General features: G+C 67.4%; 11 protein-coding genes, 3 tRNA genes and 1 pseudogene. 5 read left to right on the top strand and 10 right to left on the bottom strand.

What is annotated here, in order from left to right:
- Positions 1–39: 39 nt before the first annotated feature.
- Both tig and OVA17_RS14120 read right to left on the bottom strand, forming a co-directional pair.
- The gene (gene tig, locus OVA17_RS14125) at positions 40–1,542 is read right to left on the bottom strand and encodes a trigger factor (protein ID WP_267787153.1); all 1,503 of its coding nucleotides are present in this window, start codon (positions 1,540–1,542) and stop codon (positions 40–42) included.
- 73 nt (positions 1,543–1,615) lie between these two features.
- Positions 1,616–1,689 (bottom strand) — tRNA-Pro (locus OVA17_RS14120).
- A 193-nt stretch (positions 1,690–1,882) separates the two neighbouring features.
- On the opposite strand from OVA17_RS14120, the gene OVA17_RS14115 reads away from it, so the two are divergent.
- From OVA17_RS14115 to OVA17_RS14110, 3 genes and pseudogenes are all read left to right on the top strand, one after another.
- A tRNA-Gly gene (locus OVA17_RS14115) sits at positions 1,883–1,956 on the top strand.
- A 310-nt stretch (positions 1,957–2,266) separates the two neighbouring features.
- Positions 2,267–2,419, top strand: a pseudogene (locus tag OVA17_RS16435) (hypothetical protein); the annotation flags it as partial.
- Between the two features lie 377 nt (positions 2,420–2,796).
- Positions 2,797–3,159 (top strand): tyrosine-type recombinase/integrase, encoded by a 363-nt coding sequence (locus OVA17_RS14110; protein ID WP_267789406.1) that lies wholly within the window; start codon positions 2,797–2,799, stop codon positions 3,157–3,159.
- A 418-nt stretch (positions 3,160–3,577) separates the two neighbouring features.
- Here OVA17_RS14110 and OVA17_RS14105 read toward each other — a convergent pair whose 3' ends face one another.
- Positions 3,578–4,390 carry a hypothetical protein gene (locus tag OVA17_RS14105; RefSeq protein WP_267787152.1) on the bottom strand — a complete coding sequence of 271 codons (813 nt, stop codon included), beginning with the start codon at positions 4,388–4,390 and terminating at the stop codon, positions 3,578–3,580.
- Positions 4,391–4,781: 391 nt separating this feature from the next.
- Between OVA17_RS14105 and OVA17_RS14100 the strand changes: the two genes are divergently transcribed.
- A tRNA-Gly gene (locus tag OVA17_RS14100) sits at positions 4,782–4,860 on the top strand.
- 39 nt (positions 4,861–4,899) lie between these two features.
- Here the strand turns inward: OVA17_RS14100 and OVA17_RS14095 are convergent.
- Positions 4,900–5,259 (bottom strand): hypothetical protein, encoded by a 360-nt coding sequence (locus OVA17_RS14095; RefSeq protein WP_267787151.1) that lies wholly within the window; start codon positions 5,257–5,259, stop codon positions 4,900–4,902.
- Positions 5,260–5,296: 37 nt separating this feature from the next.
- A complete protein-coding gene (locus OVA17_RS14090; RefSeq protein WP_210074782.1) occupies positions 5,297–5,866 on the bottom strand; it encodes a gamma carbonic anhydrase family protein in 570 nt (189 codons plus the stop codon).
- A gap of 281 nt (positions 5,867–6,147) precedes the next feature.
- Between OVA17_RS14090 and OVA17_RS14085 the strand changes: the two genes are divergently transcribed.
- Positions 6,148–6,633 (top strand): Dps family protein, encoded by a 486-nt coding sequence (locus OVA17_RS14085; protein ID WP_210074780.1) that lies wholly within the window; start codon positions 6,148–6,150, stop codon positions 6,631–6,633.
- Between the two features lie 128 nt (positions 6,634–6,761).
- Here the strand turns inward: OVA17_RS14085 and OVA17_RS14080 are convergent, their stop codons facing one another.
- From OVA17_RS14080 to OVA17_RS14060, 5 genes are all read right to left on the bottom strand, one after another.
- Positions 6,762–8,255 (bottom strand): amidohydrolase, encoded by a 1,494-nt coding sequence (locus OVA17_RS14080; RefSeq protein ID WP_267787150.1) that lies wholly within the window; start codon positions 8,253–8,255, stop codon positions 6,762–6,764.
- On the bottom strand, positions 8,252–8,878 hold the full coding sequence (locus tag OVA17_RS14075) for an FMN-binding negative transcriptional regulator (protein WP_267787149.1): 627 nt from the start codon (positions 8,876–8,878) through the stop codon (positions 8,252–8,254). Before OVA17_RS14075 ends, OVA17_RS14080 begins: the two co-directional genes overlap by 4 nt.
- Positions 8,879–8,943: 65 nt before the next feature.
- Entirely contained in the window at positions 8,944–9,936 is a 993-nt protein-coding gene (locus tag OVA17_RS14070; RefSeq protein WP_267787148.1) for an Fpg/Nei family DNA glycosylase, read from the bottom strand.
- Entirely contained in the window at positions 9,936–10,478 is a 543-nt protein-coding gene (locus OVA17_RS14065; RefSeq protein WP_210074773.1) for a ribose-5-phosphate isomerase, read from the bottom strand. The genes OVA17_RS14070 and OVA17_RS14065 overlap by 1 nt, the downstream gene beginning before the upstream one ends.
- A gap of 89 nt (positions 10,479–10,567) precedes the next feature.
- Positions 10,568–11,755: a ferrochelatase gene (locus OVA17_RS14060; protein WP_210074771.1), complete on the bottom strand. Its 1,188-nt coding sequence runs from the start codon at positions 11,753–11,755 to the stop codon at positions 10,568–10,570.
- Between the last annotated feature and the right edge of the window lie 79 nt (positions 11,756–11,834).

Below are 11,834 nucleotides of genomic sequence, written 5' to 3'. Positions count from 1 at the left end.
AGGGGGCGGATGCCACGGCATCCGCCCCCTCGTGTCGACTTACTCGCTGTCCGAAGCCTCGTCGGCGACCTTCTTCTTGGCCGGCGCACGCTTCTTGGCGGGAGCCTTCGCGGGCGCTTCCTCAGCGGCGGGAGCCTCGTCGGCGGCGGGCTCGGCGGCCTTCTTCTTGGCGGGGGCGCGCTTCTTGGCGGGAGCCTTCGCGGGAGCGTCCTCGGCGGCGGGAGCCTCGTCGGCGTCGTCGTCGCCCTCGGCGGGCTCTTCGCCCTCGACGGCGACGAAGCCGGTCAGGTCGACGGGCTTGCCGTTGGTGTCGACGACCGAAACCTTGCCGAGCGCGATCGCGAGGGCCTTGTTGCGGGCGACCTCACCGACGAGCGCGGGCAGCTGATTGCCCTGCTGCAGCGCGTTGACGAAGTCCTGCGGCGCCATGTTGTACTGCGCGGCCGACTGGATGAGGTACTGCGTCAGCTCGTCCTGCGACACCTGGACGTTGGCGTCTTCGGCGATCTTGTCGAGGACCATCTGCGTGCGGAACTGCTTCTCGCTCGCCTCGGTGACCTCGGCGCGGTGCTCGTCGTCTTCGAGGCGGTTCTCGCCCTCGAGGTGCTGGTGCACCTCGTCCTCGATGAGCTGCGGGGGCACGGGGATCTCGACGGCCTCGAGGAGCGCCTCGATGAACTTGTCACGCGCGGCGGAGCCCTGCGTGAACACGGACTGCTGCGAGACGCGCTCGCTCAGCGACTCGCGGAGCTCGGCGATGGTGTCGAACTCCGACGCCATCTGCGCGAAGTCGTCGTCGGCCTCGGGGAGCTCGCGCTCCTTGACGGCGGTGATGGTGACCGAGACCTCGGCCTCTTCACCGGCGTGCTCGCCACCGACCAGCTTCGAGCGGAACGTGGTCTGCTCGTCTGCCGTGAGCGACTCGATGGCCTCGTCGATGCCCTCGAGCAGCTCGCCGGAGCCGATCTCGTACGACACGCCCTCGGCGCGGTCGATCTCGTTGCCGTCGATCGTGGCGACGAGGTCGAGCTCGACGAAGTCACCCGTCTTGGCGGGGCGGTCGACCGTGATGAGCGTGCCGAAGCGCGCGCGCAGGCGGTCGAGCTCGGCGTCGATGCCGGCCTCGTCGACCTCGGCGGCGTCGACCGTCACCGTGATCGAGTCGTACGCGGGAAGGTCGAACTCGGGACGCACGTCGACCTCGACGTCGACGATCAGGTCGCCGGAGAAGTCCTTGAGCTCGGGGAGCTCCACGATCTCGGCGTTGGGACGACCGATCACTCGCAGCTCGTTGGCCTCGACGGCCTCGCGGTAGAACCCGTCGAGACCCTCGTTGACGGCGTGCTCGATGACGGCACCACGGCCCATGCGCTGGTCGATGATCGGCGCGGGGACCTTGCCCTTGCGGAAGCCGGGGATCTGCACGTCACGGGCGATGTGCTCGTAGGCGTGGGCGATGCTCGGCTTGAGCTCGTCAGGCGAAACCGTGATGTGCAGCTTGACCCGGGTGGGGCTGAGCTTCTCGACGGTGCTGTTGACCATGCGGTTCGTTCTCCTCGTGTGGCCCGCGCGCACGCGGGGGCCGGCTAGGCCTGTGGTCTGTGGGGCCGTGACGTCGGGGCGACAGGATTTGAACCTGCGGCCTCCCGCTCCCAAAGCGGGCGCTCTACCAAGCTGAGCTACGCCCCGGGGCGGCGCGCGGCACGCGCCGACGAAACGACCGCTGAAAGTCTAGTCGATAGCCCTGGCTCCGCCGATTTCACCGGCCCCCTTGCCATCCAGGACGCCTGGATGTCTCGTCGCGCGTTCGCGAGGAGCGTCGACGTGTCGTAGAGTTGGTGTCGTCCGACTTCGCGGTTCGTCGAAAGATCCGCGAAAATCCGGGGCTGTAGCTTAGTGGTAAAGCCTCTGTCTTCCAAACAGATGATGCGAGTTCGATTCTCGTCAGCCCCTCCACAGTAAGTGCCTGGTCAAGCACCGTTTCCGTAGCTAATTCAGCTCCCTCCGCTGGAGCCTCTGACCCTCCATGGACAAAGTCTTGAATAGCACCCGCTCTCCGGCGTACAGAAGATATGACCGGAAGCACGAACATGGCCAAACGCTCCCACGGGACGGGCACCGTCACCGCGTACAAGGACGGACATCAGTTCAAGTGGTCGACCCCTGAGGGTGGACGTGGCTCGAAGGTCTTCAGACCCTCTACTCGGCCTCAGGCGGAACGAGAGCTTCGACGCATCCTCACCGAGGTTGAGAAGGGCGAGGGTCAGTGACCTTCGACGGCTTCTTTTCGGACTGGCTGGCCATCCGGGAGATGGAGGTCAAGCCGAGCACGTACAAAAATCTCGTAAGCATCAACAAGACGATGCTCAGCCCCACCTTCGGGACCAAGAAGCTCAACCCCATCACGCGCCGCAGTGTGGACAACTGGTGGGCGAAGCACTCGACCCACCCCGTGCAGCGCCGCAACAGCTACTACGCCCTGAGGGGCGCGCTGGAGCAGGCCGTGGACTGGGGCATGCTCTCCGCGTCACCGTGCAAGGTGAAAGACCCCGGCAGGGACGTGTCGAAGAAGCGGCCGACGTGGGGCGTCGAGGATTCCGACGCCGTGCTGGCTCACGTGGCCCCCTTCTACCGACCAGCGATCGAGGTGATGTTCGCCGGTCATCTTCGACTCGGCGAGCTGATCCCGCTGGACTGGTCGGACGTGTCGCGTGACGGCATGCTCACGGTAACGAAGCAGCGCCTGGGGCTGGGAATCACCGCGGACACAAAAACTGGCCAGCACAAGCGCATCAGATTGCTCCAGCGGCGCGCGGACGCCCTCCAGGCACTCCCCCGCGGCTTCGGAGCCACTCCTGTGTTCCCGGCGAGCGTGGGGCACACATGCCACGCAGGTCACTGCAAGACACCTGGAACAATGCCGTCATCGCTGCCGGGCTGGAGAACTTCCACGCGCACGACATCCGGCATATCGGTCTCAGCCTCGTGGCCGAGGATGGCGCCTCAGAGCGAGTTGTTCAGGAGCGCGCCGGACATGCCTCGGCTACGAGTACCAGGCGCTACCTCCACTCCAACGAGCGCATGCACGTCGACGCCGTGGAGAAGGTGGACGCTCTGGTGTCCAAACTTCAGCAAGGCAAGAAGCGGAAGAAGGCGTGAGCGTCTAGTGCCCCGTGCGGGGCGTGGGATGGCGCACGGCGTACGAGCGCCGCGGATGCCGGTGCCGATACGTGCACAGCCGAAAACACCGCGAAGAGCGAGCGTCAGCGGCGCCGCCGGGGTGACCGCGTCCAGAAGCGCAAGACCAGCACCGCCATCCTGTGCCCTCTCCCGGGCACGCCGGTGGCGTTGGCCTACCGCTCCGGCTGCCGGTGCGACACGTGCCGCTCCACGGCCAACCGGCAGCCCATCCGGAAGGGCGCGAGCTTCACGCAGGGCGAGCTGGACAGGATCACCCAGGAGGCCATCGAGGGCCTGAGGGGCGATGTGGGTCTCGTTGTCGAGCTGGCCGAGCTGGCCGAGCTGGCATCGTGTAATCGCCAGCTCAACCCGGGAGAGGCCACTGACGGGGCGCTAGCTATTCACCCTCGGGTGGGTTCACGGCGAAGTGGAAGTAGGCGTGACCGTCGTACCAATCGGTCCGATGGAACTTCGACGTGCTGGCCATGCGCACGTGAACCGTCCGCTGCTCGCTCACATCAGCCGCGGTCATTCGATATCGCAGCACCACCTCAGACCCGATGGCATCTGGGCCGCGATTAGGGCGCGTCATCATCTCGAACCCAGGCAACAGGTCGCCAGCGAAGATCCACCATTCCAAGTCGAACCCGCGGGCCGCGACGGCGCTAGCCTGCACCTCCACCCAATCTCCAACATCGAGGCGCGGACGGGCGGGTTGGCTATAGATGTCCGCGGGCACAACCGAAGCACGTCCTAGATGATCCGTCGCGGACTCGATTCGCGGGTAGTACCTAGTCTTGCTCCCCGAGGTACCCCTGAAGATAGCTACCTGATTCTGTACCTGCTGCGCGCCCCCTGACAGAAGATCGCGCTCGAACGGCAGGACCACGCGGTTGTGTTGTGCCGGGTTTCGATAGTCATTCACCAGCTCGAACATCACTTTGAGTCGCGCCAGGTCCTGAAACAAGGGCTTGAAGCTATCCCAATTCGACTCCACCAGACGAGTTAGCTGCGTCGTCTCTGTGTAGTCGAGAAGATCGGAGCTGGCGACTGCACCGTCTCGCTTTTTGTTGTCAATTGACTGCTTCTCTTTTAGCTTCTCAACAGCCTCAGCCGTGAGCTTTGTCTGCCACACGGGCAAAACCTCGCGTATGGCGCTACGCAGGGCGCTCTCGAAGACTGCTACAGATTCACTGGGTTCAAGAGCCATACACGCATAATAGCCAGGCGCACCTGATCGCTGATACTTATCAGCAGTGGATAGCGAGCGCTCCTGCGTGACAGAGCACCACTATCTGGTCTCCCGTTTCGACGACGTGCCACCCATTTTCCTGTGCTCTCTCGACGATCTCGTCCATCGCGCCAAAGCGCCGCACATCGTGCACGCTCCGACGGACGACTCCGCCCGCAAGAACTGCCTGCGCGTCGAACATCTGATCCACCCACCGCGACATCGCTGCCCCCATCTCGGAAACTCGTACTGGTCCATCATGGCCGATAGATAGTCCGCGTGTCTCGGCATGGACAATCCGTGGACAATCTTTGCTCTCAGACGGGTGCCTTATGACGCGAGGGAACCGCCTTGTTTCCTGAAACGACGCGGGTCTAGTCGCAGCCAAAAGGGTCTTTCATCTGTCTTCCAAACAGATGATGCGAGTTCGATTCTCGTCAGCCCCTCCACATTCCGCGAGCGAGAGATTCGTCGTTGCGATTTTCTCCTCACGCCCTCAGCGCAGCCTGAAACGATTCCGGCAGCACGACGTTCGCGCCCGCACCCGCGAAGAAGGCCGCCACCTGTTGCGGACGATAGCCGGCAATCCCGCATCCGACCTCGGTCACGAGGAACCGCAGTTCGGAATGCGTCCGCGCGAACGCCAAGAAGCGCCGGGCCTGCTCTTCCAGAACGCCGAGCCCCGACATCGTGTCGATGCCGTACGACCGGCCTTGGAGACCCTCACTCTGCCCCCACACCGCGCCGAAGCGGTCCAGGGCGAAACGCGCTGCTCCGCCCCCGTGAGCACCTGCGGCGTTCGAGCCGAAGACGAAGATCTCGTTCGGTTCCAGAGACGTGATCTGCATTCGGCGAGACTACGCCGACCGCGCGCCGCGAGACAGCTCAGCCGGCCGATATCGCCGGGGTGTCGGCATCCGGGGTCGGTGTCGCCGAGGCGTGGCGAGCGGTGTGGGCGAGGTAGGTCTGCGCGTTGCGCAGGATGCCGTCGCGTTCCTCGTCGGTCAGGGCGCGACGCACCTTGCCGGGGACGCCCGCGACCAGTGAGCCCGCGGGGATGACGGCACCCTCCAGCACCACCGCTCCCCCGGCGACGAGGCATCCGGGTCCGATCTCGGCCCCCGACAGCACGACACTGCCCATCCCGATCAGCGAGCCGTCGCCGATGGTGCAGCCGTGCACGACGGCGTTGTGCCCCACCGAGACATCGGCCCCGATGGTGACCGGCCGTCCGCGGTCGACATGAACAGACACGTTGTCCTGCAGGTTGCTGCGGGGCCCGACCGTGATCGACGCGCTATCGCCGCGCACGACGGCGTTGTACCAGACGCTTGCCCCCTCCTGCAGAGTCACGGCCCCGATGATGCGCGCACCGGATGCCACGAAAGCCGTGTCGTGAAGGCTCGGAGCAGCGTCGGGAAGGGCCAGGACAGCGGCATCGGGGGCGATCGGCATGGGCCGAGGCTAACGCGTCTGGGGTTCGGCGGTGGTGGCTGCCGTTCCGGACGTCGGAAAGATGGCCGTTCGGGCACGCTCCACACTCGCAGCCGCCGGTGCGGACGCGTCCTGATGAGTTTCGGCCCTGTGCCCGGCGCTCCTCACGGGGGTGTCGAGGCTAGGTGAGGTTTGCCTATTCACCAGGTATTTAGCCGAGCCTCATCTTGCTTGCGGAATGCTCTCACGTGAGTAGCGTTGCATCCATCGAGACTTCGAACGTCGCCTAAGGAGCAAAAAAAATGAGCACCGTTCAGACCCCCGCCGCCACCACCGTCGACCCCACGATGGCCGCCGGCACCGCCCAGTTCCTCTCCCCCGTCGTGATCGGCCTCGAGGCCCTCGTCGTCAACGGCAAGCAGGCCCACTGGCACGTCCGCGGCTCCAACTTCATCGGCGTGCACGAGCTGCTCGACTCGGTGGTCGCCCACGCGCAGGACTGGGCCGACCTGGCTGCCGAGCGCATCGTCGCCCTGGGGCTTCCCATCGATTCGCGTCTGTCGACGGTCGCCGCCAAGGCCAAGGCCACCGAGGTTCCCGCCGGCTTCGCGCAGTCCGACGTCGTCATCCGCGCGGTGATCGCCGACATCGACGCCGTGCTCGTCGACATCGAGACCGCCATCGAGGGTCTCGACGAGATCGACATGTCGAGCCAGGACGTCGCGATCGAGATCAAGCGCGGTCTCGACAAGGACCGCTGGTTCCTCTTCGCGCACCTCGCCGCGTAAGACGTCTCTGCGAAGGGGGCGGTGCTTCGGCATCGCCCCCTTCGTCGTTCCCGCACGCGGGAGCCGCCGAGAGTCGGCTCCTGTCGGCGAACGCGCGAAGGCGACGGGTAGCCCCCGCGCGGGGAAGTTCAGACGCCGTGCGTCACGCGTCCGGCCAGGAGCGTCGTGCGCACCGGCATCGACCGAAGGCTCCGCTCGTCGGCCGTGAGCGGATCCGCGCCGACGATGACCACGTCGGCGACCGCGCCGGGTGAAATCTCCGCCGCGTCCGTCGAACCCCCGGCGGTGGATGCCGCGATGGCGGTGTCGATGTCGACTCGCTGGTGAGGCTGCCACGCGTCCCGACCATCGCGCGTGCGGAAGACCGCCGATGCCATGGCTGCCCAGGGATCGAGGGGCGCGACCGGCGCGTCGGAGCCGAAGCGCAGGTTGGCGCCGCTGTCGGCGAGGGCGCGGAGCGGGTAGGGCTGGGCGGATTGCTCGGCCCAGATGGCATCCGTCATGTCCCGATCATCCAGCGCGTGTTCGGGCTGCACGCTCGCGGCGACTCCCAGACGGGCGAAGCGCGGAATGTCGGCGTGCGCGACGAGCTGGGCGTGCTCGATCGTGCCGACCGCGCCGGTGCGGGCGTAGGCGTCGAGGGCGTGGGCGTTGGCGAGATCACCGATCGCGTGGATCGCGCACTCCAGCCCCGCGGCCGTCGCGCGCGTCATCATCTCGACGAGCTCGTCCGGCGGAACCGTGAGCAGGCCGTGATTGCCGACCTCGCCCGGATAGTGGTGAGCGCAAGCGGCGGTTCGGGTCCCCAGCGAGCCGTCGGTGATGGCCTTGAGCGGTCCGACGCGAACGAGGCCGTTCGTCGACCCGCGGACGGGTTCGCCGGTGCGCAGTCCTTCGGCGATGGCGCGGTCGAGGTCCTGCGGATACGTTCCGTACGACACCCTCAGCGCGTCGAACCCGCGTGCGGAACGTCGCTGCCACGGCTCGTCGTTCCAGGTCATGTCGAGGTCGACGAGGCCGACGACGCCCCGCGCCGCCGCCGCGTGCGCCATTCGCTCGACGGCCGCGTCCGCCACTTCGGGGGCGACGGCGTTGAGCCGCCGCGAGATCTCGAACGCGTCCTCTTCGACGACGACCCCGGATGCCACGAGCTCGAAGCCCTCGCGGCGGAAGGCCGCCGTGTTCATCCACACGCTGTGCACGTCGGCGTTGATCAGATAGGTGGGGACGCCGCCGGTCGCGGCATCCAGCACGTCGAGGCTCGGCGAATCAGGCCAGAGGCCGTCGCGGAAGCCCGTGCCGATGCGGCGCCCGTCGGTCTCGGGGGCGAGGGCCATGATCGCGGCGGCGTCGCGCGCGTTCGCCACCTCGCCGAGGGCGACGCGGTCGGCGGCGAGAGCCCATTGCAACACGTGCACGTGGTGGTCCCACAGCCCTGGGAGGAGCCACCCGCCCTCGCCGTCGACGACGAAGCCGGTGGGACGCAGGTTTCCCGTGGGGGCGATGTCGGCGATACGCCCATCGGCGACGACGATGTCGACCGGTTCGGTGGTGGGGAGGAACTCCCGCCCCGGGCCGGCCACCCGCACCGCACGGACGAACCCCGCCTCCTCGCCGATCACGGACGGACCCGGGCGTCGGCGGCGCGCCGCATCTCGTCGGCGAGCTCGTGGCGCCCCTCGGCGGTCAGACCGTCGATGATCGTCTCGACGACCTCGACCGTGCGGTTCTGGCTGAGCTTGCGCTTGGCCGTCACATGCGTCGGAGTGAGGCGGAACCCCACCGTGCCCCGCTCGAGGCGCTCGACGAACGTGACGTCGTTCGGCAGCGTGTAGAGGCCGCGGGCGTCGTCTCCGTGACCTTCGAATCGGTCGACCAGTCTGTCGAGGACGCGCAGGTTCTCTTCGGGAGAAAGAAGTTCCGGGATGCCACGGAGATGGGCCGACACGAAGTTCCACGTGGGCACGGCCGCCACCTCGCCGTACCAGCGCGGTGTGATGTAGCCGTGCGGGCCCTGAACCACGACGAGCAGTTCACGAGCGCCGAGACCCAGGATCGCGTCGTCGGGCTTGCCGACGTGCCCCACGATCGTGAGGTCGTCGCGGTCTTCGTCGAGCATGACGGCGTAGTGCGAGGCGACGAGGCCCTCCTCGGCCTGGCTGACGAGAGTGACCCACGGGTTGAGATCGATGAGACGGCGGATCTCACCGACGTCGGTCATCGCGAAGCTCGGGTTCTGACGCACCGGATCAGCCTAGAACGCGGGGAGCCGGCCGTACGACAGGCTCAACGACTCGGACGCCCACGCGGCTATGCCTGGCAGTTCGGGCACCAGTAGAGCTTGCGCCCCGCGGCCTCCTCCATCAGCACCGTCGTCCCGCACACCCGGCAGGGCAGCCCCGCCCGGTGGTACACCCAGTGCCGGTCGTCGCGGTGGGCCATCGCGCGACGGTAGGCCTCGGGGTCGAGGTCGTCCATCGTCATCATCTGACCGGTCTCGACGCCGATCGGCAGAAGTCGGGCCCAATCGCGCCACAGCCCCCGCACGACCTCCTCCGGCACATCGCGACCGGGGGTGTGCGGGTTCTGCCGTGCGCGGAAGAGCAACTCGGCGCGGTAGACGTTGCCGATCCCGCTGACGACGGACTGGTCCATGAGCAGCAGGCCGATGGCCGTGGGCTTCTTGCGCACGGTCGCCGTGAACTGCTCCTCGCCCTCGGCGAGGTCGTCGACGAGCGGATCGGGCCCGAGCTTGGCGATCGTCGCCGCCACCTCGTCGGGCGTCTGCAGCGCGCACGCGGTCGGTCCGCGCAGGTCGGCGCAAGTCGTCTCGGTCAGCAGACGCAGCCGCACCGCGCCGACGACGGGCGGCGGCCACTCCGTCTGCTCCTCGAGCCCGGTCGTCTGCTCCGACATGCGCACGCGAGTACGCCGCGGGGCCCCGATCGAGCTCAGCGAGTTCTCGCCCGCCGCATCCAAGATGGGCTCGTCGTCGAGCACGGTGCCGCGCTGATTCGTGTGGCCCATCCGGCCGTTGGCCGACGCGATCGTGGCGTCGACGACCACCTCACCCGAGAAGTCCCACGCGCCGTACATGCCGAGATGGACGCGCAACCACACGTCGCCGTCGAACCGGAGGAACATCTGCTTCGCCACGGCGCGGACCTCGAGCGCCTCGCGACCGTCGATCACCGCAGCACCCTCGACGAAACGCCCCTGAGGACTGGATGCCGCGACGGTCCGGCCCACGATGTTGCGCTCGAACTGACGCGCGATGCGGTGGACGGAATGCCCTTCGGGCATCAGCCTGCCTCGGGGTCGAACGAGTCGCTGGCGTCGGTCATCGTGTTCGGCTTCTCGCCGGCGCGAGGGTCGGGCAACAGCACCCCGTCCTGCTCGTAGGCGGCGAGCTGGCCGATACGGCGCGCGTGGCGCTCTTCGCCCGAGAAGGGGGTGGCGATGAAACGGTCGATGAACGACGCGGCCTCGTCGAAGGTGTGCTGACGCGCACCGATCGAGATGACGTTGGCGTCGTTGTGCTCGCGGGCGAGCTCTGCCGTGGAGATGTTCCACACCAGCGCGGCGCGCACTCCGAGCACCTTGTTCGCGGCGATCTGCTCGCCGTTGCCCGAACCGCCGAACACGACCCCGAGGGCGTCGACGCCCGCGGCCTGGTCGCGGACGACCGCCTGAGCTGCGCGGATGCAGAACGAGGGGTAGTCGTCGAGAGCGTCGTACTCGATCGGACCGTGGTCGATGACCTCGTGGCCCTGCTCGGCGAGGTGGTGCTGGATCTGGGTGGAGAACTCGAGACCGGCGTGATCGGTGCCGATGTGGATACGCATGCGGCAAGTCTATTGAGAGGGTCCGACATCGCGGGCGGACATGACGACGCCGCCCGCTCCTCAAAAGGAACGGGCGGCGTCGAGGATGGTCAGGGGCGCAGCCCCGCGGCGACGGGCTTGAAGCCGGCACGGATGTTCTCGCAGCATCCGGGGCGGCAGACGTCGTACCAGGGACCGAGGTCGGTGAGGTGCGGTCGCTCGGACTTCGGCGTGCCCTTCAGCCGCTCTTCCACGAGGTCGACCAAGCCCGAGACGTACGCCGGGTCGATGCCCGGAGTCGGCGTGCGCACCGCGCGGATACCGGCTTCTTCGGCCGCCTCCATGGCCTCGGTGTCGAGGTCCCAGAGCACCTCCATGTGGTCGCTGACGAAGCCGAGCGGCACGATCACCACGGCCTCGGCGCCGCGCCCGGGCAGCTCCGCGATGACGTCGTTGACGTCGGGCTCGAGCCAGGGCTGCGTGGGCGGGCCCGAGCGCGACTGGTAGACGAGCTCCCACTCGACGTCGGCGACGGCGGCGGCCACCTCGGCCATGACGAACGCGGCGACGGCCTTGTGCTGCGCCTCATAGGCCCCGCCCTCGCCGAAGTCGACGTCGCGGGGGCCCGAACGCTGCGCGTCGGCGGTGGGGATGGAGTGCGTCGAGAACAGCACACGGATCTTCTCGGGCGCGATTCCGTCGGCGACGTACGCCGAAACGGCATCCGTCACTCCACGCACGAACGTGGTGACGAAGCCGGGGTGGTCGAAGAACTGGCGGACCTTGTCGATGGTCACCGTCTCGCCGAGGCCGGTCGCCTCGAGAACGCGCGCGTAGTCCTCGCGGTACTGGCGGCAGCTCGAGAACGAGCTGTAGGCGCTCGTCGCGATGGCCAGCAGAGTCGTGTCTCCGGCCTCGGCTGCCTCTGTCACGGCCTCTTCGAGATACGGCTCCCAGTTGCGGTTGCCCCAGTAGACCGGAAGACCCAGGCCGCGTTCGGCGATCTCGGCTTCGAGCGCGGCCTTCAGCTCGCGGTTGTGCTGGTTGATCGGGCTCACGCCGCCGAAGTGCCGGTAGTGGTGTGCCACCTCTTCGAGGCGCTCGTCGGGGATGCCGCGCCCGCGCGTGACGTTGCGCAGGAACGGGATGACGTCGTCTTGGCCCTCGGGCCCGCCGAAGCCGGCGAGGAGGATGCCGTCGTATGCCACCGGCGTCTCGACCCACTTGGGTCCGGACGCTGCGGCGGACGACGCGTAAAGGACGGTGTCAGGGCTGGTGTCCGTGTCGGTCGTGCTCACGATCACATCTTCCCACCTGGCTGACGAGCGCGAGGCGAGATATCTCGCTACTAGGCTTATACGGTTGTCAGCGACGTCA

It is taken from the genome of Microbacterium sp. SL75 (assembly GCF_026625865.1).
In the GTDB taxonomy this organism is placed as follows: domain Bacteria; phylum Actinomycetota; class Actinomycetes; order Actinomycetales; family Microbacteriaceae; genus Microbacterium.
This window is presented reverse-complemented; position numbering and strand designations above follow the sequence as displayed.

Coding starts and splice junctions, on each gene's coding strand:
- tig (WP_267787153.1), bottom strand. CDS start 1,542: ATGGTCAACAGCACCGTCGAGAAGCTCAGCCCCACCCGGGTCAAGCTG.
- OVA17_RS14105 (WP_267787152.1), bottom strand. CDS start 4,390: ATGGCTCTTGAACCCAGTGAATCTGTAGCAGTCTTCGAGAGCGCCCTG.
- OVA17_RS14095 (WP_267787151.1), bottom strand. CDS start 5,259: ATGCAGATCACGTCTCTGGAACCGAACGAGATCTTCGTCTTCGGCTCG.
- OVA17_RS14090 (WP_210074782.1), bottom strand. CDS start 5,866: ATGCCGATCGCCCCCGATGCCGCTGTCCTGGCCCTTCCCGACGCTGCT.
- OVA17_RS14085 (WP_210074780.1), top strand. CDS start 6,148: ATGAGCACCGTTCAGACCCCCGCCGCCACCACCGTCGACCCCACGATG.
- OVA17_RS14070 (WP_267787148.1), bottom strand. CDS start 9,936: ATGCCCGAAGGGCATTCCGTCCACCGCATCGCGCGTCAGTTCGAGCGC.
- OVA17_RS14065 (WP_210074773.1), bottom strand. CDS start 10,478: ATGCGTATCCACATCGGCACCGATCACGCCGGTCTCGAGTTCTCCACC.